General features: G+C 63.1%; 23 protein-coding genes. 21 read left to right on the top strand and 2 right to left on the bottom strand.

What is annotated here, in order from left to right:
- Window positions 1–98 precede the first annotated feature (98 nt).
- The 8 genes from CK498_RS10955 to CK498_RS10920 all read left to right on the top strand — a co-directional run bounded on the left by CK498_RS10955 (window position 99) and on the right by CK498_RS10920 (window position 6,488).
- Complete coding sequence (locus CK498_RS10955) at window positions 99–848, top strand: ferric reductase-like transmembrane domain-containing protein (RefSeq protein WP_095620913.1); 750 nt, start codon at window positions 99–101, stop codon at window positions 846–848.
- A gap of 275 nt (window positions 849–1,123) precedes the next feature.
- The gene (locus CK498_RS10950; protein WP_217987752.1) at window positions 1,124–1,672 is read left to right on the top strand and encodes a cysteine hydrolase family protein; all 549 of its coding nucleotides are present in this window, start codon (window positions 1,124–1,126) and stop codon (window positions 1,670–1,672) included.
- Window positions 1,669–2,016, top strand: a complete 348-nt coding sequence (locus CK498_RS10945; protein WP_095620911.1) for a hypothetical protein — start codon at window positions 1,669–1,671, stop codon at window positions 2,014–2,016. Before CK498_RS10950 ends, CK498_RS10945 begins: the two co-directional genes overlap by 4 nt.
- 153 nt (window positions 2,017–2,169) lie before the next feature.
- A complete protein-coding gene (locus tag CK498_RS10940; RefSeq protein ID WP_095620910.1) occupies window positions 2,170–3,621 on the top strand; it encodes a catalase in 1,452 nt (483 codons plus the stop codon).
- Between the two features lie 234 nt (window positions 3,622–3,855).
- The gene (locus CK498_RS10935; RefSeq protein WP_095620909.1) at window positions 3,856–4,449 is read left to right on the top strand and encodes a TetR/AcrR family transcriptional regulator; all 594 of its coding nucleotides are present in this window, start codon (window positions 3,856–3,858) and stop codon (window positions 4,447–4,449) included.
- Window positions 4,449–4,736, top strand: coding sequence for a YciI family protein (locus CK498_RS10930; protein ID WP_095620908.1), 288 nt, complete (start codon window positions 4,449–4,451; stop codon window positions 4,734–4,736). The genes CK498_RS10935 and CK498_RS10930 overlap by 1 nt, the downstream gene beginning before the upstream one ends.
- Window positions 4,737–5,132: 396 nt before the next feature.
- Window positions 5,133–5,801, top strand: a complete 669-nt coding sequence (locus tag CK498_RS10925) for a dihydrofolate reductase family protein (protein ID WP_095620907.1) — start codon at window positions 5,133–5,135, stop codon at window positions 5,799–5,801.
- A gap of 96 nt (window positions 5,802–5,897) precedes the next feature.
- Window positions 5,898–6,488, top strand: coding sequence for a GNAT family N-acetyltransferase (locus CK498_RS10920; RefSeq protein WP_095620906.1), 591 nt, complete (start codon window positions 5,898–5,900; stop codon window positions 6,486–6,488).
- A gap of 12 nt (window positions 6,489–6,500) precedes the next feature.
- Here CK498_RS10920 and CK498_RS10915 read toward each other — a convergent pair whose 3' ends face one another.
- The gene (locus CK498_RS10915; protein WP_095620905.1) at window positions 6,501–7,151 is read right to left on the bottom strand and encodes an IclR family transcriptional regulator; all 651 of its coding nucleotides are present in this window, start codon (window positions 7,149–7,151) and stop codon (window positions 6,501–6,503) included.
- Between the two features lie 215 nt (window positions 7,152–7,366).
- On the opposite strand from CK498_RS10915, the gene CK498_RS10910 reads away from it, so the two are divergent.
- From CK498_RS10910 to CK498_RS10865, 10 genes are all read left to right on the top strand, one after another.
- Complete coding sequence (locus CK498_RS10910) at window positions 7,367–8,338, top strand: hydroxyacid dehydrogenase (protein WP_095620904.1); 972 nt, start codon at window positions 7,367–7,369, stop codon at window positions 8,336–8,338.
- Window positions 8,335–9,036 carry an RraA family protein gene (locus tag CK498_RS10905; RefSeq protein ID WP_095620903.1) on the top strand — a complete coding sequence of 234 codons (702 nt, stop codon included), beginning with the start codon at window positions 8,335–8,337 and terminating at the stop codon, window positions 9,034–9,036. The genes CK498_RS10910 and CK498_RS10905 overlap by 4 nt, the downstream gene beginning before the upstream one ends.
- 193 nt (window positions 9,037–9,229) lie before the next feature.
- Window positions 9,230–10,405: a CaiB/BaiF CoA transferase family protein gene (locus CK498_RS10900; RefSeq protein WP_095620902.1), complete on the top strand. Its 1,176-nt coding sequence runs from the start codon at window positions 9,230–9,232 to the stop codon at window positions 10,403–10,405.
- Between the two features lie 11 nt (window positions 10,406–10,416).
- Window positions 10,417–11,247, top strand: coding sequence for a citryl-CoA lyase (locus CK498_RS10895; protein ID WP_095620901.1), 831 nt, complete (start codon window positions 10,417–10,419; stop codon window positions 11,245–11,247).
- A gap of 73 nt (window positions 11,248–11,320) precedes the next feature.
- Window positions 11,321–12,289 (top strand): tripartite tricarboxylate transporter substrate binding protein, encoded by a 969-nt coding sequence (locus CK498_RS10890; RefSeq protein WP_095620900.1) that lies wholly within the window; start codon window positions 11,321–11,323, stop codon window positions 12,287–12,289.
- A gap of 66 nt (window positions 12,290–12,355) precedes the next feature.
- The gene (locus CK498_RS10885) at window positions 12,356–12,847 is read left to right on the top strand and encodes a tripartite tricarboxylate transporter TctB family protein (RefSeq protein ID WP_095620899.1); all 492 of its coding nucleotides are present in this window, start codon (window positions 12,356–12,358) and stop codon (window positions 12,845–12,847) included.
- Between the two features lie 17 nt (window positions 12,848–12,864).
- The gene (locus tag CK498_RS10880) at window positions 12,865–14,370 is read left to right on the top strand and encodes a tripartite tricarboxylate transporter permease (protein ID WP_095620898.1); all 1,506 of its coding nucleotides are present in this window, start codon (window positions 12,865–12,867) and stop codon (window positions 14,368–14,370) included.
- A gap of 68 nt (window positions 14,371–14,438) precedes the next feature.
- Window positions 14,439–15,104 carry an SDR family oxidoreductase gene (locus tag CK498_RS10875; RefSeq protein ID WP_176475774.1) on the top strand — a complete coding sequence of 222 codons (666 nt, stop codon included), beginning with the start codon at window positions 14,439–14,441 and terminating at the stop codon, window positions 15,102–15,104.
- 138 nt (window positions 15,105–15,242) lie between these two features.
- Window positions 15,243–16,208 (top strand): TAXI family TRAP transporter solute-binding subunit, encoded by a 966-nt coding sequence (locus CK498_RS10870; protein ID WP_095620896.1) that lies wholly within the window; start codon window positions 15,243–15,245, stop codon window positions 16,206–16,208.
- A gap of 92 nt (window positions 16,209–16,300) precedes the next feature.
- Window positions 16,301–18,091: a TRAP transporter permease gene (locus tag CK498_RS10865; RefSeq protein ID WP_095620895.1), complete on the top strand. Its 1,791-nt coding sequence runs from the start codon at window positions 16,301–16,303 to the stop codon at window positions 18,089–18,091.
- On the opposite strand, the gene CK498_RS10860 is transcribed toward CK498_RS10865, so the two are convergent.
- Window positions 18,084–18,644 carry a hypothetical protein gene (locus CK498_RS10860; protein WP_095620894.1) on the bottom strand — a complete coding sequence of 187 codons (561 nt, stop codon included), beginning with the start codon at window positions 18,642–18,644 and terminating at the stop codon, window positions 18,084–18,086. The two genes, CK498_RS10865 and CK498_RS10860, sit on opposite strands and share 8 nt — an antisense overlap.
- A gap of 163 nt (window positions 18,645–18,807) precedes the next feature.
- Here CK498_RS10860 and CK498_RS10855 point away from each other — a divergent pair, with 163 nt between their 5' ends.
- From CK498_RS10855 to CK498_RS10845, 3 genes are all read left to right on the top strand, one after another.
- On the top strand, window positions 18,808–19,791 hold the full coding sequence (locus tag CK498_RS10855) for an extracellular solute-binding protein (RefSeq protein ID WP_095620893.1): 984 nt from the start codon (window positions 18,808–18,810) through the stop codon (window positions 19,789–19,791).
- Between the two features lie 64 nt (window positions 19,792–19,855).
- Window positions 19,856–21,598, top strand: a complete 1,743-nt coding sequence (locus CK498_RS10850; RefSeq protein WP_095620892.1) for an ABC transporter permease — start codon at window positions 19,856–19,858, stop codon at window positions 21,596–21,598.
- Window positions 21,595–22,713, top strand: a complete 1,119-nt coding sequence (locus CK498_RS10845) for an ABC transporter ATP-binding protein (RefSeq protein WP_095620891.1) — start codon at window positions 21,595–21,597, stop codon at window positions 22,711–22,713. The genes CK498_RS10850 and CK498_RS10845 overlap by 4 nt, the downstream gene beginning before the upstream one ends.
- Window positions 22,714–22,715: the final 2 nt, after the last annotated feature.

Here is a 22,715-nt window from a genome sequence, read left to right as displayed (position 1 = left end):
TGATATACATCCCCTAGCAGCGAACGGAGCGACTTAGATATGCCACTGGCCTGGGCCACACTGGCCGGGCAAGCATGGATGCGAGCCAAGGAGGACCGATGAGACCCATCACTCGCCGTGGGCTGCTGTGGGGCAGCCTGTATGTGCTGATGGCGCTGTTGCCGTTGGGCATCGCGCTACTCTCTCCGCCCCAGGAAACCCGCGGCCTGCTCGGCGCCACCGGGGTGATGTTCGGGCTGCTGGCGCTGGGCGTGTTCGGCATGCAGGTGGTCATCTCCGGCCGGCACCGCTGGTTTGCCGAAAGCGTCGGCTTCGACAATATCCTGCAGTTTCACCGCCAGACCGGCCTGCTAGCACTATGGTTGGTGCTGCTGCATCCGCTGCTGATCTTCGCCGCCGACCCGAGCTATCTCGAGTTTCTCGACCCCCGCGACGACACCCTGCGTGCCTTCGCGCTGGTCGGCCTGCTGGGTGCCAGCGTGGTGCTGATCGTAAGCTCCCTATGGCGGGTGCAGCTGGGGCTTTCCTACGAGTGGTGGCGGCTGCGCAGGCGGCCCTGGCAAGTGGTCGACAACCAGCCGGCGCTGGGCGATGCCACTACCCTGACCCACGAGGCCGAGCTGCCGCTCAAGGTGATCCACGTGCTCAGCGACCCGCCCGCGGGCTGGCAGGGCGAGGAGGGCTATATCGACAAGGCGCTGCTGGAGCGCTGCCTACCGCAAGACGATGGCCAGCGCGAGTACTTCATCTGCGGGCCACCGCCGATGATGAACGCGTCAGAGTGCGCCCTGATCGAGCTTGGGGTGCCCGCCACCCGGCTTACATCCGACCGTTTCGCCATCGTTTGAGGGAGTGCAGCATGCTACATCAATACGTCCGCTATGCCGGTAACCTGGCTGGCCTGGTCCTGATCGCCGTGGCGATTGGCGCTGCCGTGGCGTTGACTCGCTGACCGAAACGCTCATCTGCCGCAGACGCGCGTGAAGGGGCGCGCGCTGGCACCAAGCCGCTCTGCGGTGCATATCAAAGGCACCACGAGCGCGATGAGTGGCCTATCATGGTGCCGGGGAATACGCGACTTGTCAGGCGCACCGCCATTACCCCCACCGCCAAGGAGATGCCAATGCAACCGCCCGCACTACTGGTCATCGATGTACAGCAGGGCCTCGACGATGCTGCCTACGGCGCCCGCAACAACCCCGGGACAGAGACCAATATCGCCGCACTGCTGGCGGCGTGGCGCAATGCCGAGCGCCCCGTGCTGCACGTGCGTCACTGCTCGGTGGAGGCGGGGTCGCCGCTGCGTGCCGACGCCCCCGGCAATGCCTATAAGCCCGAGGCCCAACCCCGCGACGGCGAGCCGGAGTTCTGCAAATCGGTCAACAGCGCCTTTATCGGCACCACCCTCGAGGCCTATCTGCGCGAGCGTGGCATCGGCGAACTGGTGATCGTCGGCCTGACCACCGACCACTGCGTCTCCACCTCCACCCGCATGGCCGGCAACCTCGGCTTCTCGGTGACGCTGGTTGGCGATGCCACCGCCACCTTCGAGCGCACCGGGCCGGATGGCACCCACTACAGCGCCGAACAGATGCACGGCGCTAACCTGGCGAGCCTGCACGGTGAGTTCTGCACGGTGCGTAGCACCGCCGAGGTACTGGCAACGCTATGAGCAAGCGCCGCGCCGATTACCCCGAGACGCCGGATGGCCGCTACTTCGTTGCCAAGCAAAAGCTCTGGCGCAAGACCGATCCCGCCCTCGACGACACCACTCGACGCGCGCGGGTCAAGGCGCTGATGCAGGCGCGCCGCGCGGTCAAGCTCGCCAAGCAGGCCGAGGATGACGAGGCCTTGCGCGAGGCGCGCCAGGCGCGCCAGGCGGTGGATGTGGCGAAGATCGCCCTTGGCGAGCGCGGCCCGGTATGGTGGGATGACAACGCGCCGGACGAGACCGGCAAGCATCCGCGCAACAGCTCATATGCCGAGTGGTGGCGTGGTCAAGAGGCGAGCCAGTGAGCGCTAGTGTGCCTTGTAAGGCGCAGCGTCGCCAGGCGATAGCGTAAAGACTATCGCCACAATTATCCCAGGTTGTGTGAAGGAAGGCGGAGCTTCCACTAGGCTGAGCAGGCGTAGCGACTACGCCTCGCGTTCAGACAAGGAGGATTGACCGTGACTAGCGATGACCGCAAACCGACCACCAATGATGCAGGAATCCCGGTCTCAAGCGACGAGCACTCGCTCAGCGTAGGCCCGGATGGCCCGCTCGTATTGCACGACCACTACCTCATCGAGCAGATGGCCAACTTCAACCGCGAGCGGATTCCCGAGCGCCAGCCCCACGCCAAGGGTGGCGGTGCCTTCGGCCGCTTCGAGGTGACCCAGGACCTCAGCCAGTACACCAAGGCCGCTGTGTTCCAGCCCGGCACCACCACCGAGACGCTGATCCGCTTCTCGACGGTGGCGGGGGAGCGGGGCAGCCCCGACACCTGGCGCGACCCGCGTGGTTTCTCCCTCAAGTTTTACACCTCCGAGGGCAACTACGACATGGTGGGCAATAACACCCCGGTGTTCTTCATCCGCGACCCGCTGAAGTTCCAGCACTTCATCCGCTCCCAGAAGCGCCGCGCCGACACCAACCTGCGCGACCACGACATGCAGTGGGACTTCTGGACGCTCTCGCCGGAGTCCGCCCACCAGGTCACCTGGCTGATGGGTGATCGTGGCATTCCCAAGACCTGGCGCAACATGAACGGCTACTCCAGCCACACCTATATGTGGGTCAACGCCAAGGGCGAGCGCTTCTGGGTCAAGTACCACTTCAAGACCGACCAGGGCATCGAGTGCCTGACCCAGGAAGAGGCCGATCAGCTGGCGGGTGCCGATGGCGACTACCATACCCGCGACCTTTACGACGCCATCAAGAACGGCAACCACCCGAGCTGGACGCTCAAGGTCCAGATCATGCCGTTCGACGACGCCAAGACCTACCGCATCAACCCCTTCGATCTCACCAAGGTGTGGCCCAAGGGCGACTACCCGCTGCACGAAGTGGGCCGACTGACGCTGGATCGCAACCCCACCGACTACCACACCGAGATCGAACAGGCCGCCTTCGAGCCCAATAGTCTGGTGCCTGGTATCGGCCTCAGCCCGGACAAGATGCTGCTGGCCCGCGGCTTCTCCTACGCCGATGCCCATCGCGCGCGGCTCGGGGTCAACTACAAGCATATCCCGGTCAACTCGCCCAAGGTGCCGGTGCACAGCTACAGCAAGGACGGTGCCATGCGCATGCACAATGTCACCGACCCGGTCTATGCGCCCAACAGCAAGGGTGGCCCCCACGCCGACCCCGAACGCTACCCCGAGGACACCACCTGGGCAGCCGACGGAGAATTCGTGCGTGCCGCCTATACCCTGCGCCCGGACGATGACGACGTCAGCCAGGCCAATACCCTGATCAACGAGGTGATGGACGACGCCCAGCGCGAGCGGCTGGTCAATAACGCCAGCGGCCACCTCAAGGATGGCGTTTCCCCCGAGGTGCTGGAACGTGCCATCCAATACTGGCGCAACATCGACCAGGACATCGGCGAGCGCATCGCCAAGGCGGTCAACGGCTAGCCGGCTGCGACTTCACCAGCTACTGGGCAGCCTGCCCACCATCTCGCCTCGCCATGCTACATGGCGGGGCGAGTTGCGTTGGCCTGCACTTCACCTCTTTGCAGCCAGCACGCTACTACCCAGGCTAATGTAAAAGAGCGGCGTCTGCCGCTTGACGCATTAGGTCGCTTGTCCTAGATTTGCTATATAGGATGAGCGTCCTACATGCTCGGGTGATAAGAAAGGAGTGTTCTGGTGGCCAACACGCAGACAAGAGACTGCATCATCGCTGAAGCGGATCAACTGTTCTATGAGCAGGGCTTTGAGCACACTACTTTTTCACAAATAGCGGAAGCCGTAGGCATTTCCCGCGGAAACTTCTACTATCACTTCAAGACCAAGGACGAAATCCTTGATAGTGTAATCAATCGTCGTTTGGCCCGTACGAGATCAATGCTGGAGGAGTGGGAAGTGCAAGGAGATTCCCCTGGTGACCGAATTAGAAGCTTTATCAATATTCTGATCATGAATCGGGCAAAGATTAAGCGCTATGGCTGTCCGGTCGGCACACTCTGTTCGGAGCTCGCCAAACTGGAGCATCCTGCCAAGAGCAATGCCAATGAACTGTTCACTCTTTTCAGAGCCTGGTTGCGACGGCAGTTTGAACTGCTTGGTCGTCACGGTGATGCTGACCAGCTGGCAATGCACCTTCTGGCAGCCAGTCAGGGGGTGGCGACACTAGCTAGTGCTTTCCAGGACGAAGAGTTCATCAGTAGCGAAGTAGGTCGCCTGAATGAATGGCTAATCTCTCTTGAACGTCATAGAAATGCTAAATCGGAGGTGTCCTGATGTTTATCGTTCTCTTACGGTTTTCGGAAAATAAAAGCCAGGCAAGTGCCTTCATGGAGTTACACAATCAATGGATAAAGAGTGGATTCGAGGATGGTGTTTTCTTGATGGCCGGTAGTCTCAAGCCCAGCCTAGGCGGCTCTATTATGGCTCATGGCATTTCACGCGAAGACCTTGAACACCGTGTCAATCAGGATCCTTTTGTAGCAGAAAATATTGTTACCGCAGAAATACTCGAAATTGACCCGAAGAAGACTGATGAGAGGCTGAACTTTCTTCTAGACTGATGGAACATGAAGGATAATGTGTATCGGGGCATCCTAGAATTTTCCACTCACTGCTACTTGCGTGTAACGGGGCGTTTCGGTGCCTTTCAGGGCTTCCGACGGTTGTAAAGATTCCGTGTTCCAAGAGTTTCTGACTCGTCATTGGCGTGATCCCGGCTATCGGCGGCGCTTCGGTAGTAAAAGCAGGGCGCACAGTGCATTCGGGTGAGGGGCTCGTTCGTCGGGGGCCACTCACTTGCACTTTGCGTTGTGCACAGCGAGCCTCGCACATCTTTGTTGAAAGCATCGCTGCTGGCCAAGAAGCCCGCCGCTTCAGCATTCGACAAGCAGGCTGTGTCGATTCCGTGATGCCTCATTCGACTACGGGGGGTAGCAGCCAACCAGGAGGATGAGTTTATGCGCAAGGTGATCGTTGGCGCCATGCTGTCGCTCGACGGCGTGATACAGGCCCCTGGTGGGCCGCAGGAGGACCCGACCGGCGGATTCCGCTACGGTGGCTGGGTCGCGCCGCTGGCGGACGAGGTATTTGGAGAAGAGATCGACAAGCTGTTCAGCCAGCCATTCGATCTGCTATTGGGGCGCAAGACCTACGAGATCTTCGCCGCGCACTGGCCGTATGCCGAGCAGGGGCCTGACGATGCCATCGCCAGAACCTTCAACTCGATCAACAAGTATGTTGCGACTCGCAAGGGCCTGGCATTGACCTGGGAGGGCTCGGTGGTCTTGAGCGATGCGGCGAGCGAGGTCGCCAGGCTGAAGCAGGAGGAGGGGCCTGCGCTACTCACGCAAGGCAGCTCTGGGCTGGTTAAGACGCTGCTTGCCAGCGACCTCGTCGATGAGATCACTACCTTTACCTTCCCCGTGGTGCTCGGCCGCGGCAAGCGGCTGTTCGACGACGCTGCGAGTGCTGCGGCGTATCGGCTCGCGACCCATCGCGTATCGCCCAACGGTATTGTGATTGCCAAGTACCTGCGCCAAGGCAGGGTTGAAACCGGTGACTTCGGCATGGATCCCCCGACGCCGGCAGAAGTCGCGCGGCGCGCGAAGCTGCAGCGGGAAGGCTAGTGGGCAGTGACAAACAGTTGCTACCCATGGCATAGCTTGACATCATCATGGTGGCGTATAACTAAGCTGAAAAAAGCATATCCAGTCGGAGAATATATGTCCGAAGAAGTGTTTTTCCCGGTGATTGAGACAGATCGATTAACGTTGCGGCCACTAGCCATCAATGAATCGGAAGGTTTACTGGAAATATTCTCTGATCCTGAGGTGATGAAATACTGGAACACCGCACCCTGGACGAATCTTCAAGATGCTGTTGACTTTATAAATAGCAGCAACGACTCTATGTGGCGTCAAGAGTCCCTTGTCCTGGGTATATATTTGAAACCTGATGGGACGTTGGCTGGGAAATGCATGCTTTTCAATTATGATAAAGAGTCCAGGCGTGCTGAAATCGGTTTTGGATTGAGCAGCTCTTGTTGGGGGAAAGGCTATATCAGTGAGGCAGGTGAAGTATTGATTGACTACGGCTTCGATGCATTAGGGCTGCGCCGCATTGAGGCTGAAATTGATCCAGAAAACCAGTCCTCGGCGAAGGCTCTGGAAAAACTCGGTTTCACTAAAGAGGGCCTGCTTAGGCAGCGTTGGGAAGTCAATGGATTTGTTTCCGACTCCGCACTGTATGGAAGACTGGCAAGTGATGAGCCGCCAAGCTCGATTAACACTTACCAGGCACATGCTGAACGATAATATCAGTCCCTGTCACCCAATCTGCCGTTCGAGTTGAACGGCTTTCTCCTTGAGCACCTCTCCAAACCGCACACAGGCGTCGTCATCGAAGCGGCTGATCAGTCCCGAGATGGCCAGTGCGCCGTGCAGCTTGCCACGGCTGTCGATGATGGGAACGGCAATCGCTGCCAGGCTGGCTTCGCGGGCGCCAAAAGAGTGAATGACCTCGCCACGCTGCGGGCTAGGGTGGGCGAGCACCAGGCCGGCGGCACCTTGGCCCAGCGCTAGACGCGCCCCTTCCTCAACGTGATGGCGCACCTCATGGCGGCCGTTCTCGCGGTATAGGCACACTCGCTCGTCGCCATCGCGTATAAAAAACGAGGCGGTCTCGCGTGTTTGGTCGCGTAGCTGTTCCAGTATCGGCCTAACCACTGCCTCGAGGCTGACGCTTGTCTGCCCTAGTTGGCCCAGCCGCAGCAGGGCCGGCCCGGGGTGGTAGAGACCATCACGGTCGCGCTGGGCGTAACCGAAGCGTTCTAGCGAGCCCATCAAGCGCAGGATAGTACTCTTGTAGAACCCTGTTTCGTTAGCCAGCTCGGCCAGAGTCCAGGCTGGTTTATCAGCGCGAAAGGCGTTGAGCAGGGTCAGGGCACGCTCCACGGATTCGACGCGTTGCTCGGCCATGGTATCTCTCCTTTGATCAGACTTTAGTATGTCGCCGGATAGAACGCATTGCAACAGGCGGAATTTTTGCCTTATATTCCTTCTGGTGGAATGTATTCTGTCAGAGGGAATTTCATGTCTAAACCACTTATTCACCAGCATCCCCAGGCAAGCTCGCGCCGTTCGAAGCCAACAGGTCATGACCCTTGGATGGTGATATATGCAGAGGGTAAGCGATGAGCTACACCGTTCTGATTACTGCGCCGCGCTTGGCTGAAGATGGACTGGAGGTGCTGGAACAAGCCGGTTGCCGCCTATTGTTCATCCCACTCGGCGAGGAGGATCTCCTCGTCGACATCATGTCCAGCCAGCCCATTGACGCGGTGATAGCGCGCACGCTGCCCATTGGGCGAGAGGCGATTACCGCATGCCAAGGGCTACGTGTGATATCGCGTCATGGCGTCGGTCACGATGCCGTGGACATTCAAGCCGCAGCGGAACGCAATATTCCCGTCACAGTGGTGGGGAGTACCAATGCACAGTCAGTAGCAGAACTCGCTATCGGCTTGATGCTCGCGGTAGCCCGCGACATCCCAACGCTTAGCGAACGCGTGCGTGCAGGAGAGTGGCCAAGACAAGCCCCTGGTATGCAGCTCTCCGGCCGTACATTGGGACTCGTGGGGTATGGCGTCATCGCTCGACATGTCGCACGCATGTCCAGCGCCATCGGTATGCACGTGATGGCCTATGACCCAGCAGTAGGCGAGATGCATGACGGCGTTCGCCAGGCAGCAAGCCTGATGGAGCTGCTAGCCGCAAGCGATGTGGTGTCCCTGCACTGCCCTCTGCTGCCTGAGACACGCCACTTGATGGATACGACAGCACTTGCTGCGTTGCGCCCCGGAGCGATCGTCATCAACACCGCACGCGGTGGGCTGGTCGACGAGGATGCACTGGCCGAGAGCATTGCCAGTGGCCATCTCCGGGGAGCGGGGCTCGACACCCTGGCCGAAGAGCCGGCCCACCCCGGGCATCGCCTATTACAGATGCCCCAGGTGGTCATCATGCCCCATGTGGGAGGAAACAGTGATGCCGCCTTGGCATGGACCGCTCGCGCTGCCGCAGAGAACGCCTTGGCCATGCTGGTCGGACAGCGTCCCGCGCATGGGCGGATTGTCAACGAAGACTTATTGGAGGCAACACCATGAGTGCGAACACCGAGACTGGGCGTTGGCCAATGGGTTTTTATATCCATCCGCGCCGCACCACGCTAACCACGGCGTTGGTAAACGCCTTTCGTCGGGTGCCCGTAGCGCATGCCGGCGACGTGATGGGGCGCCATACCGGGACGGTGGGATTACGGGCCTACCACAACGATCTTGGCCTCACGATGTGCGGCCCCGCGGTTACCGTGCGTACTCGTCCCGGCGACAACCTTATGGTTCATGCCGCAATGCAGCGGGCCCAGCCGGGCGACATCATCGTCATCGATGGCGGCGGAGACCTCTCCACGGCCGTTACCGGTGGCCTGATGCGCACAACGGCGATCTCTCGACAGCTGGGTGGCTTCGTGATCGATGGTGTTCTACGCGATGTTGCCGAGTGGGCGGAAGGTGGGTTGCCTGTCTACGCGCTCGGTCACACCCACCGCGGCCCCAGCAAGGAGGGGCCGGGGCAGGTCAATGTACCGATCGCTTGCGCCGGTCTGTCTGTCCAGCCTGGCGACCTGATTCTCGGCGATGCCGATGGTGTCATCGCAATTCCTGCCGACGAGGCCGAGGCCATCCTGGCCCAGTGCCAAGCTCATGCGGAAAAAGAAGCGCGCATCCGCGCTGAGAACGAAGCCGGCAAGCTGGATACCGAGCGCTTCGATGCAAGTCTGCGCCAGAAAGGTTGCCCGGTCTGATCGCCCAAGGCGGCGTCCCGACTGAACGGACCTCTCTTTACGTTTTACCCAACGCTCGAGCGAGGGTCGTCATCCTCAGTGACATATTTTCCTGATTAGACCTTAGTATAGCGATGGGTAGAACGCATTGCATTGGGCGGAATGGATGATTTATATTCCGTCTAGCGAAATAAATTCTGCTAGAGGGAATTGTATGTCGAAGCCGCTCACCGGCGTCCGCGTGTTGGATCTGACCAATGTGTTGGCGGGCCCCTTTTGTTGCCACCAGTTGGCACACCTGGGAGCAGAAGTCCTCAAGGTGGAGCGGCCTCAGGGTGGCGACTTGGCCCGTCAGCTCGGTGCCGACTCTGCCCTCAATCGTGAGCTGATGGGGGTATCGTTTCTGGCCCAGAACGCGGGCAAAGGCTCGGTTACCCTAGACCTCAAGGAGGAAAGCGATCGCGCTCATTTCATCGAGCTGGTCGCCAACGCCGACGTGCTGGTGGAGAACTTCCGCCCCGGCGTGATGAAGCGCCTGGGGCTCGCTTTCGACTATCTGAAAACCGTCAATGAAAGGTTGGTGTACTGCGCCATCTCCGGCTTTGGCCAGGATGGACCGCTGGCCAACTATCCCGCCTACGATCAGATCATCCAGGGCATGTCGGGGGTGATGAGCATCACCGGCGCTCCGGATAACGCCCCATATCGGGTGGGCTACCCGTTGGCCGATACCATCGGTGGGCTGACTGCCGCTATGACCATCAATGCCGCTCTGGCCGAAACGCCACGCAAGGCACACTTTATCGATGTATCAATGCTGGATTCGGTGCTAGCGACCATGGGGTGGGCAGTTTCCAACCTACTGGTGGCTGATCGTGCGCCCGGCCCTCTGGGTAACGACAACGTCACTGCCAGCCCTTCGGGCACCTTTCGCACCGCGGATGGCCTGCTCAATATCGCCGCCAACAAACAGGAGCAGTTCGAGGCGCTGTGCCGAGTGGTCGGCCGCCAGGAGTTGATCGTTGATCCGCGCTTCGCCGAGCGCCAGGCGCGTCTCGAGCACCGCCAGGCACTGGCCGAGCTGATCGAGTCGGCTCTGGCAGGCGCGACCACGGCGCATTGGTGGAAAGCGCTGGTGGCCGTCGGCGTGCCTGCGGGGCCGGTGTATAGCGTGGCCGAGGCGCTGGCGCACCCTCAGGTGCGTGACCGCGGCTTGATCGAACGTTTCGACGATAGCGGTATTGGGCGACCGCTCGAAGTGGTTAGCGGCGGCTACCGCTTCGACGGCCAGGCGCCGCGGGTGGCGACTCCGCCGCCTCGGCTGGGCGCCGACAATGCGCGCCTGCTGGGCCGTGCCACGCCCATGCCCGCCACACACCGCGACAGCTAACGGAGATAACGATGTCAGAGACCACGACGCTCGATACCCAGGCTGCCGACTGGTGGCAGACCGAGATCATCGATATGCGCCCAGGCGAGATCCGCTACCACGGCTATCCCATCGAGCAGCTGATCGGCCGTGTTGGCTTCGCCGAGATGGTGTGGTTGATGACACGTGGCGAGTTGCCTAGCAACGCCCAGGCAGCGCTGCTCGAGGCCACGTTGGTGGGGGCGGTGGACCATGGCCCCCAAGCGCCGAGCATTGCGATTGCGCGTATGGCGATGACCTGTGGTGGCAGCCTCAACAATGCCATGGCCTCGGCGATCAACGTGCTCGATGACATCCATGGCGGGGCTGGCGAGCAGGCGATCGAGCTGTACCGCGCCATTGAGGGGCGGCTGCAGGAAGGCGGGACGTTGCCGCAAGTCGTGGCGCAGGGGCTAGAGGCGTGGCGAGCGGAGCACGGCAAGATCGTGCCGGGTTTCGGGCATCGCTTTCACCCGGTCGACCCGCGGGCGCCGCGTCTTTTGGCGCTGGTCGATGATGCCGCCGAGCGCGGCGAAGTGAGCGGCACCTATGCCGGTATCGCACGTGAGATCGAGCGTCAGCTGCAGGCGAAGAAGGGCAAGCCCATTCCGCTCAATATCGACGGGGCCACGGCCGTGATCCATGCCGAGCTGGGATTTCCTGCGCCGCTGGCGCGGGGGCTGTTCTGCCTGTCGCGCAGCGTGGGCATTCTTGCTCACGCTTGGGAGCAGCAGTGCCAGGGAGGGCGCAACAAGGGCCCGATGCCCAAGGGCTGGCTGTGGGACTACCGCGGGCAAGTATCCCGCAATGTAAGTAACGGCTGATTGCTGAGGCGGGGCTGGCCCCTGTCAGGCGATTCAGACGCTTCATCAACAACAACGCATCAGGAGATATACTATGCCACGCATCACACTTACCAAGACGCTTCTTGCCGGCGCGATGGCGGCCGGGTTCGCCGTGTCGGCCCAGGCCGACTATCCCAGTGCCAATATCGAAATGGTCGTCGGCTACTCGGCCGGCGGTGGTTCCGATGTGCTGGCCCGTTCCTTGGCGCCGCACATTGAGGAGGCGCTGGGCGAGGGCACTCGGATCGCGGTGATAAACCGTCCGGGGGGCGGTGGCGAGATTGGCTTTACGGCGGTGGCCGACGCCAATCCGGACGGCTACACCATTGGCATCATCAATGTACCGTCGATTCTCAACCCGATGATCGAGCGTTCCCCGTCCTACGATCTCGATAGTTTTCAGCTGTTGGCCAACGTGGTGACCGAGCCGGGGGCCGTGGTGGTGCCGGCGAACAGTCCTCATAACAGTCTTGAGGAGTGGATGGCGCACGTCGAGGCGAACCCTGGCAGCGTCTCGGTGGGCAACTCGGGTGGCGGTGGCGCCATGCATACCGCGCTAATCCGCTTCTTGCGCGCTTCGGACCTCAGCGTTAATCACATTCCTTTTGCTGGCGGCGCGCCGAGCCGCGCCGCGCTGCTGGGTAGCCATGTCGATGCCAGCGTAATGGGCATCAGTGAAGCCGGCCCGCTGCATAACGACGGTGAACTCAAGATCCTCGGCGTAATGGCTGCCGAGCGCATCGATCTGGTGCCCGATGTGCCGACCATGGGCGAGGTGGGCACCGAGATCGTGGCGGGCTCCTACCGTGGGTTGATGGCGCCGGCCGGGCTACCTGACGAGGTGCGAGACGCGCTGGTCGACGCTGTCGCACAAGCGGTGCAAAGCGATGCGTTCCTGGCCAGCGCTGACGATCGGTTACTGCTGGTGGACTATATGGCTCCCGACGAGTACGCAGCCCTGATCGATGAAACCTATACCGAGATGTCGGCGATCTGGGACGAGGACCCCTGGGCGGAGTGATGCCGCCATCCCACTCACGAACGCGGCGGCTGCCGCGCTCATTGGCATGCATAACGGGTGTATCTCATGAGTGAGTTGAGCGAAGAAAGGGGTGAGATCGGAGCCGCGAGACGCGATGCCGTCTCGTCGCTGATCACCGGCTTACTGGCAGTTTCGGTGTTCTATTACGGCACCACCCTGCGGGGTGACAGCGGCATGTTTCCGATGTTGATCGGCGCAGTCATGCTGTTCGGTTCGCTGGGTCTCGGGCTCAAGGCGCTGCTGCTCCTTCGCCACCGCCTATGGACGGCGCCACGCAAACAGTGGCAGCGCGAAGACTGGTTGGCGCTGCGCCAGATCCTGATCGCTGCGGTGGGGCTGCTGCTCTACGCCTTGCTAGTGCGTCCCTTGGGGTTCTTCTCCGCTACGGGCTTGATGTTGTTGGCGCTGCCTTATGCTCTCGGCTATCGCCACCTGCTGGGCATCGCCATTAATGCAGCGATCGTGCTGGGCATGCTGTATCTGATTTTCATCGGGGTCTTCGAGCGGCCCCTGCCGCGAGAATTCTTCCTGCGTTGAGGAGGCGGTAGAACGACATGCTGGATTCACTTGCGACGTCTCTCGTACTAATCCTCGAGTGGGAAAACCTGCTGGCCATGGTGGGCGGCACGATTCTGGGGATATGCATCGGCGCGCTCCCTGGCCTCAGCGCGACCATGGGCATCGCCATCCTGATCCCGCTGACCTTTGGGCTGCACCCGCTGGTGGGGCTGGGCATGATGGCCGGTATTTATAATGGTGCTATGTATGGTGGCGCGATCCCTTCGATTCTGCTGCGGATTCCTGGTACGCCGGCTTCGGTTGCGACGATTCTTGATGGTGGCCCGATGTCGGACCAGGGCCGCGCGCCGCTAGCGCTGAAAATTGCCGTGGTTTCCTCTGCCATCGGCGGCATTGCCAGTGCGGTAGCGTTGATTACGCTGGCGCCACCTCTCTCGCGGGTAACGCTGGCTTTCGGGCCCGCCGACTACTTCTGGGTTGCCTTCTTTGGCCTGGCGAGCATCGCAGTGCTTGTCGGCAACGATCCCTGGAAGGGGATCGTGGCGGCTGCCATAGGGCTCTTGATCGGCATGGTCGGGATCGACACTGTATCAGGGGCTGGCCGCTTGACCTTCGGCCAGAGTGAGCTGACCGGTGGCTTCCATATCGTCGTGGTGTTGATCGGTCTGTTTGGTATCCCGCCGACGCTGCGCCTGGCCGAACGAGCGGTGCGTGAACGCAAGCCGGTACAGGAGGCCAGGCTAGATCTTGCTCAGTCCGAGCGCGTACCGTATCGCTTGCTATGGCCTACCTGGCTGCGCTCCTCGCTGATCGGTGTGGTGGTCGGGATCCTGCCCGGGGCCGGTGGCAATATGGCCTCGTTCATGAGCTATAACGAGGCCAAGCGCGCCTCGAAAACACCTGAGCGCTTCGGCCACGGTGCCGAAGAGGGCGTAGCCGCTGCCGAGTGTGGCAATAACGCCGATAATGCCGCCGCTCTGGTGCCGGCACTCACCTTGGGGATTCCCGGTAGCTCCGTCTCGGCGGTGATTCTCGGTGGCCTGCTGGTGCATGGCCTGCAACCCGGGCCGGCGCTGTTTCGCGATAGTGGCGAGATCGTCTATGGCTTCATGCTACAGATGCTGATCACTGCGGCGCTGTTGATCGTGCTGGGTGGCTACTTGGGGTCGCGGGTATTCGTCAAGATTCTCAAGCTGCCGCCGCTGCTACTGATCCCGATCGTCTTCTCGCTGACCATCGTCGGGGTCTACTCGGTCAATAACAGCATGTTCGATGTGTTCCTGCTGCTGGCCTTTGCCGTGGTGGGGGTATTTCTCGACCGCATGCAGTACCCACTGGCACCGGTGGTGCTGGGCGTGGTGCTGGGCACCATGGCTGAGTCCAACCTGCGCCTGGCGCTGCTGATCGGTCAGGGTGAGTGGAGCGCCCTGGTGGCACGCCCACTGTCGATGGGGCTGGCGGCAATTACCCTGCTCGCCGTGATATCACCGATTCTGAAGGTCGTGCGGCAGCGCCTCAAGGCGCGTGCAGCGGCACATTAAGTCGCCCTTGCGTCCTTACCCACTTGCCCCCAGGCTTGGTTGGAACCCTAACCATGTCAGGAGGCGAGATGACGTCCACGGTATTGATCACCGGCGCCAATCGCGGCGTCGGGCTTGCGCTGGCACAGCACTACCATCGCGAGGGCTGGCAGGTCATCGGGGTATGCCGCTCGGCCTCCGCGGAGCTGGCTGACGTGGCCGAACGGGTCATCGAGGGTATCGATGTGACCCGAGAGGCCGATGTGGCGGGCTTGGCAGAGGCGCTGGACGGTACCCGGCTCGACTTGCTGATCAATAATGCCGGCCTGCTGCGCGACGAGCAGCTCGGCGAGATCGACTTCGACACGATTCGCGAGCAGATGGAGATCAACGCCTATGCGCCGCTGCGCGTAGCCGAGGCGCTGCTGGGGTGCCTGGGGGAGGGCAGCAAGATCGCCAATATCACCAGCCGCATGGGTTCCATCGCCGACAACGACTCCGGCGGTCGCTACGGCTATCGCGCCTCGAAGGCGGCGCTCAACGCCTTCGGCAAGTCGCTGGCGGTGGACCTCGCGCCGCGCGGTATCGCTGTTGCCCAGCTTCATCCCGGTTATGTGCAGACGCGCATGGTCAACTTCGGCGGCTTGATTTCGCCGGATGAGGCGGCGGCCGGAATCGCGGCGCGTATCGAGGCGCTCTCCCTGGAAACCAGCGGCGGTTTTTGGCACAGCAACGGTGAGCCGCTGCCCTGGTAGCGTGATGAGCAGTTGTCTCGCGGCAACGGAGATGCTCTATTACGTAGTTGCCTAATAACGAAGCGGTGTCGCCGCTGCACCGCCGATAATCAACGATTGGAGGGCGCTGCCACTGGACGCGCCCCACGGGAGATCTATATGCGCCACTTCCCACGCACCCTGCTGGCCTCTGCCGCGGCGGTCGCCATGACCACCCTGGCCTTCCAGGCCCAGGCCGAGACCCGCGTCACCTACAAGTCGGCCTCTGCCGGCACCGCCTACTACCAGATGGGCGTCGAGCTGTCCGAGGCGATCCGCCGCGGCACCGACGACGAGATCGTGCTGACCCTCGAGGAGAGCCAGGGCTCGGTGCAGAACGTCATGGAAGTGATGGCGCGCCAGGGCAACTATGTGTTCACCACGCCGCCGGGACTGGTGGAGCAGGCGCTGGCCGGCGAGGGACCCTTTGCCGAGCGCCAGAGCCCGCGCTTCCAGGAGATCCGCGGGCTGTTCCCGATTCCCGCCATCACCATGCACTTCGTGGCCGCTGGCGACGAGGGCGTGATCTCGATGCAGGACCTGGAAGGCAAGCATATCCTGATCGGTCGCGGCACCTTCGGCGCCCGCGAGGCGGAGCGCTACCTGGAGCTGTTCGACCTGCTCGACAAGGTGGATATCGCCGATGCCTCCATCGGCAGCGGGCCGGACGCGCTGCAGAACGGCCAGGTGGATGCCTTCGTCACCGCCAGCTCCTTCCCCACGCCCAACGTGATCGAGACCGCCGCGAGCATGTCGATCAGCCTGGTGTCGCTGAGCGACGATGAGATCGAGCAGACCGGCGCTGCGCGTCAGACCATTCCCGGCGGCACCTACTCCGGGGTCGGCGAGGACGTGGAGACCACGTCGCTGCCGGTGATCGCCTACACCACCAGCAACATGGACGACGACACCGCCTACCAGCTGACCAAGACGTTCTGGGAACGCCGCGAGACGATGGCCGAGGAGTCGCCCTGGTGGGGCAGCATCGAGCACGACATGGTGGGCAACATCGCTGGCACCCTGCACCCGGGGGCGCTGCGCTACTATGACGAGGCCGATATCGAGGTCCCCGACGTGCTGCGCTAGCAAATGTTCGCTGCTGGTTCCCTCCTTCCATGCGCCGCGGTTACCCCCAGGGGTGGCCGCGGCGGCCGTTACTCCCTGACTGAATTCTCCTGATGTCGTTACTACTCACTTCTGATGCCGATGGTGGGCGTCGCCTGCATCCTGCTTGGGTGGCGTTGGGCGCGGCCACGGTGGTATTCCATCTCGGCCTGATCTTCTACGGCCTGACCCCGGCGCTGGTCAGCCGGCCGATGCACATGGCGCTGGCGCTGCCCTGGGTGTTGATCTTCATGGCCAGGACGCCCTGGCAGCGCATCAGCGGCTGGCTGCTGACCGGCCTGGGTGTCGCGGCCTGCGCCTATATCGCCCTCAACGAACGGACGCTGGCCAACCAATATGGCTTTATCGACACTTCGCTGCAGATGGCCATCGGGGGGTTCCTGATCTTCCTGGCCCTGGAAGCGGCGCGGCGCGCCATCGGCTGGCCGCTGCCACTGGTGGCGCTTGCCGCACTTGCCTATGGCGCCCTTGGGCAGTACCTGCCCGGTGTGTTTGGCCACCCGGGCATGCCCATGGCCAGCTACGTGGGCACCCTGACCATTGCCGAGAGCGGGCTGTGGGGCTCGCTGACCGGGGTCAGCGTCGGGGTGGTGGCGATCTTCGTTATCTTCGGCGCGGTGCTCAATGCCGGTGAAGCGGGGCAGGGCTTCATGAACCTGGCCAGCGCCTTCGCCGGCCGCCTGACCGGCGGCGCAGCCAAGGTCTCGGTGATCTCCTCGGCGCTGATGGGCTCGATCTCCGGCTCGGCCTCGGCCAACGTGGCCTCTACCGGGGCGATCACCATTCCCTCCATGGTGCGGCTGGGCTACCCGCGGGCGCTGGCCGGCGCGGTGGAGGCGGTGGCCTCGTCGGGCGGGCAGATCATGCCGCCGCTGATGGGCGCCGGCGCCTTCGTGATGGTCGAGCTGACCGGCACCCCCTACACCCAGATCATGGCCGCGGCGCTGCTGCCGGCGATTCTCTACTTCGTCACGGTGTGGGTGGGTATCAACGCCTACGCCACCCGCCACGACCTCAAGCCCGTGGCCGAGAGCGAGCGGCCCAGCCCCAAGGAGGTGCTGATCACCTCGCTGTTCTTCGCAGTGCCGTTCGTGCTGCTGCTGGAGCGGATATTCCTGGGCGGCTATACCCCGCAGTATGCGGCGAGCATCGCGATCTTCGCTGGCATGGCACTGCTGTTCTTCGACGTCACGCTGAGCTTCTCGCTGCGCGGTTTCTTGACCCGCCTGGCCGATGCGGCGGTGACTGCCGGGCGCCAGGTTGCGGTGATCGGCGCGATCATCATCTGCGCCTCGCTGGTGATCGGCGTGCTGTCGCTGACCGGGCTGGGGGTCAAGATCACCTCGGGGATCCTGTCGCTCTCCAATGACATGCTGTGGCCGGCGCTGCTGCTCACCGCGCTGGCCTGTCTGATCCTGGGTATGGAGGTGCCGACCACCGCGGCCTATGTGATCTGCGTCTCGGTGGCCGGTCCGGCCTTGACGGCGCTGGGCCTGGAGCCGCTGCTGGCGCACCTGTTCGTGTTCTGGTTCGCGCTGCTGTCGACGATCACGCCGCCAGTATGTGGCGGGGTGTTCATCGCCGCGGGCATGGTCGGCGAAAACTGGCTCAAGGTGGCGCTCAAGGCCATGGCGCTGGGCATCGGGCTGTATATCATCCCACTGGCGATGATCAGCAACCCCGACATCATCCGCCTCGACAGCAACCCCGTCGGTGCGTTGGTCGATGCGCTGAAGATCGCCGTGGGCCTCACCGGCATCTCGTTCGGGGTGATCGCGCGCAAGGCGTGGTGGCTGCGGCTGGCGCTGATCGTGGCCGGGGCAGTGGTGATCTTCGCTATCTAGCCGGCACCGGGGCGCAGTGGATCAGGTCGCCGTCCAGTGGCCGGCGGCCGAACACCACCCAGGTATCCAGCGCCGGGCCAAGATCGGCCACCAGGCGCAGCCGCTCGGGGTGGCGCTCGAGGTACTCGAGGGCGCAGATGCCCGCCTCGAGGCGCCCGGCCAGCAGCCCCTCGGCAACGCTGACGGTGGTCGGCTCCTCGACCAGCTCGGCGTAGCCGGAGAGGTCGGCGTAGTAGCGGGTGGCCGGCTGCAGTCCGAGTTGCCGGGGGCGCGCTACGTCGCTACGGGCGAGGATCGCCAGCGGCTTGCTGGGGGCGATGAAGCTGTCCACCGGGAAGGCGCGATGCATGCTGCGGCCTACCCATTCGGCGTGGCTGGGGTGGGCGGTGCACTGCAGCAGGAAGTCGACCCCACCGTTCAGCAGCGCCGCAAAGGCGCTATCGAAGTCTTCATGCAGCTCGATCTCGGCATCCTGAATGGCGCGGCGCTCGAGGTAGCGCTCGAGCACCAGTTCGTGGTTGTTGCCGGCGGGGCCGAGGGTGGCGAATTTCATGCTGCGTAACCTGGGGTCAAGTTGAGTACAAGGCGGAACATGGTGGCTTATAAAAAGTGTGACTATGCTGCTGTGGCAACAACGTCATTGCTTCGCCACCTAGCCGTCATTTATGGCCCCTAGGGTAAAACAACAACATACGTAAGCATATGGGAGCGCCTCCATGAAGACCTTGACCTCGCTTGCCGCTGTCACGGCTCTGGCCGTTGGCATGACCTCTACCGCCTGGGCCGAGCCGTCCGGCACCGTGACCTTCTACTCATCGATGCAGCTGGATGTGGTCGAACCGATCATCGAGGCCTTCGAGGAGCGCCACCCGGAGATCGAGATTGACCTGCTCTACTCTGGCAGCGTGGAGCTCGAGCAGCGGATCTTCTCCGAGATCGAGGCTGGCAGGCTGCGCGCCGACGTGATCTGGGCCGCCAACCCGGCGCTGTTCCTTAATCTCAAGGAGCAGGGCTGGCTGGCCGCCCACGACAGCGAACACAAGCACGCGATTCCCGAGGGGCTGCGCGACGCGGACGACATGTTCTTCGCCGGCCGCGTCCACCATATGGGCATCGGCTACAACACCAACATGGTCAGCGAGGACGAAGTGCCGCGTAGCTGGGAGGAGTTCCTCGAGTGGGGGCCCCAGGCGGCCTCGGCCAGCCCGCTACATAGCGGTACCAACTTCAACATGCTGGGTGCCTTCACCCAGAGCGATGAGCTCGGCTTCGAGTGGTACGAGCGCGCCCGCGAGGCCGGCATGCAGGTGGTGCGCGGCACTGGTGACGTCACCCGCGGGGTGGTCAGCGGCGAGTTCGCGGTGATCAAGGGTATCGACTACATCATGGCCGGCCAGGCCGCCGAGGGTGCGCCGGTGGCCTTCAGCTTCCCCGAAGATGGCGTACTGGCGTTGCCCAGCCCGCTGGCGGTAACCGCCGAGTCGGAGAGCGATGCCGCGGCACGCGCCTTCCTCGACTTCATCCTCTCCGAAGAGGGCCAGCAGGTGCTGGTCGACAAGTTCTTCATGCCGGTTCGCACCGACGTCGATCCGCCCGAAGGGCTGCCCACCGCCGACCAGATCGTCGCGCTGGAGATCGACTTCGACTGGATGGCCGAGAACGGTGACGAGCTGCGCGAGCGCTTCTCCGAGCTGTACTGATTGACGCCTTCACCCTTCCACGCAGCGCGGCACCCCAGCGGGCGCCGCGTCATGGTGTTCGCGCATGTCGCAACGTATTACCCCGCTGCATGAGGTGAGCCAGGCGCCGGCGCTACTGCGCTGGTGGCTGGACTATCGCCGAGTGCTGCTGCTGCTGCTGGCACTGTTCGTCGGCATCACCATCGTCTACCCCCTCTACCAGGTGTTCTGGCGCAGCCTGATGGTCGACGGCGAGTGGTCGCTGGCCAACTACTCGGCGGTGTTTCTGCGCCCCTCCAACTACATGGCGTTGTGGAATACCCTGTGGGTCTCGGTGCTGGCCACTGGCCTTGCGGTGGTGATCGGTACTCTGGCGGCCTTCGTGGTGCAGCGTACCGATGTGCCCCACAAGGCGCTGCTCAGCGTGCTGCTGGTGCTGCCGTTCGCGATTCCGCCGCTGTTCTCGGCGATCGGATGGGTGCAGCTGGCCGGCCCGGTGGGGCTATTTACGCAGTGGTGGCGCGAGCTGTTCGGCGCGCCGCCGCCATGGAATATCTATTCGCCGGGCGGCATCATCTTCGTACTGGCGGTGACCAACTACCCGTTCGTGTTCATCACCGTGGCCGGGGCGCTGGCGCGCATGGACAGCAGCCTGGAGGAGGCGGCGCGCACCTCGGGGGTAGGGCCGCTGCGCATCATGAAGGACATTACTCTGCCGCTGGTGCGCCCGGCGATCCTCGGCGGGGCGCTGCTGGCTTTCGTGTCGTCCATCGACAATTTCGGCATTCCCGCAGTGCTGGGCATGCGCGCCCAGTTCTACGTGCTGACCACGCGCATCTACGAGGCGCTGACCATTCCCAACATGCCGCTGGCCACGGCCATGTCGGTGCTGCTGGTGCTGGTGGCGATCGTTTGCCTGGTGGCCTTCCGACGCCTGGAGGGCAGCCGCGGCCAGTATGCAGTGATCTCCGGCAAGTCGGTGACGCCCAACGTCATTCGCCTGGGGCGGGGGCGTCCCTGGGTGCTGATGGTGCTCTATCTGACGCTGGTGGTAATCGTGGTGATGCCGGTGTTCGCGCTGGTGCTCACCTCGCTGCTGCGCTTCTGGGGGGCCGACCTCAGCGCCGAGAACTTCACCCTGCGCCACTACATTGCGGTGCTCAATCAGAGCGGCGCGCGGCGCGGCATCGTCAACAGCCTGATCCTGGCGCCGGCGGCGGCGACCATCATCGTCATCGTCTCGGCGATGATCGCCTACCTCAACGTCAAGGCGCGCCAGCGCGGTGCCGGCCTGCTCGACGGTATCGCCACGGTGCCCTTTGCGCTGCCGGGCTCGGTGATCGGCGTGTCGATGATCCTGGCCTGGAGCAACCCGGCCTTCGGCCCCACGCTCTACGGCACGCTGTGGATCCTGCTGGCGGGCTACATCATGCGCTACATGGCCTTCGGCCTGCAGAGCACGCGCAGCACCCTGCAGCAGATCCACGACTCGCTGGAAGAGGCGGCTTGGACCTCCGGCGCCAGCCGGCTGCGCACCATTCGTGACATCACCCTGCCGCTGTTGCGCCCAGGGATGCTGGCCGGGTGGGTGCTGATCTTCATCTCGGCGTTCAACGAGCTGACCGTCTCGGTGCTGATCTGGACCACCGGCGCGGAGACCATCGGCGTATGGATCTTCCTGATGCAGGACTCCGGCTTTACCGGGCGCGCCGCAGCGCTGGCGGTGTTGACCCTGCCGGTGATTCTGCTGCTCTACCTGTTTACCCAGTGGCTTACCAAACTCGAAGCGCGGCGCCGCGAGCGACGCGCGGGGAAATCTGACGCATGACTGCCATTCTGACCCTCGACGGCCTGACCAAGCGCTACGGTCAGGTCACTGCGGTGGACAACGTCTCGCTGTCCATCGACGCCAACGAATTCTTCTCGCTGATCGGGCCCAGCGGCTGCGGCAAAACCACCACCCTGCGCAGCGTGGCGGGGCTCGAGAGTGCCCAGCAGGGCGCCATCCAGATGGCCGGCCGTACCGTGTTCGATGCAGCCACGCGGCGCGACCTGCCGCCCAACAAGCGGCCCATCGGCATGGTCTTCCAGAGCTATGCGGTGTGGCCGCACATGAATATCTTCGAGAACATCGGCTACCCGCTCAAGGTTCGCGGCCTGCCGCGCGACGCGATCAAGGCTCGCGTCCAGCGGGTGCTGGACATGCTCGGAATGGGCGACCTCGGCGCACGCATGCCGAGTCAGCTCTCCGGCGGCCAGCAGCAGCGCGTGGCGCTGGGACGGGCGCTGGCCATCGAGCCTAGCTTGCTGCTGCTCGACGAACCGCTCTCCAACCTCGACGCCAAACTGCGCGAGTCGATGCGCGCCGAGCTCAAGCAGGTCCAGCGCGATACCGGCCTGCCGATCCTCTACGTGACCCACGACCAGGACGAAGCGTTGGCGATGTCCGACCGTATTGGCGTGATGTCGGCCGGGGTGCTGCACCAGATCGGTACGCCCACCGAGGTCTATACCCGGCCGGCGACCCGCTTCGTGCTCGACTTCATCGGCACCGTCTCCTACCTGCCCTGCGAGGTGTTGCGCCGCGAGGGTGATACGGTAGCGATTCGCTGGGGCGACGCGGGGGAGGCCAGTGCGACGCTAGAGGTCAACCTCGATACCCCCGAGCGGGGGCCGGCCAGCCTCGCCGTGCGCCCCGAGCATGTGCAACTGACGGCATCGCAGGAGGCTGCCCAGCCAGGGCTTGCCCGCGGCACGATCAAGATCCGCGCCTACCTCGGCGACGCCTGGGAGTATCACGTGCGGGTCGGCGATTGCCTGGTGCGTGTGCGTACCGACAGCGCCCAGGCGCTTGAGGAGGGCAGCGAGGTTGCCGTCGGCGTGCGTCAGGGGTTCGTGGTCAGCGCCGCTGACGGCGAGCGGGACAGCGTATTGTTCGACTGAGG

This window comes from Halomonas salipaludis (assembly GCF_002286975.1).
GTDB classification, from domain to species: domain Bacteria; phylum Pseudomonadota; class Gammaproteobacteria; order Pseudomonadales; family Halomonadaceae; genus Franzmannia; species Franzmannia salipaludis.
The sequence above is the reverse complement of the archived record's forward strand: the minus strand, read 5'-3'. Positions and strand labels throughout refer to the sequence as shown.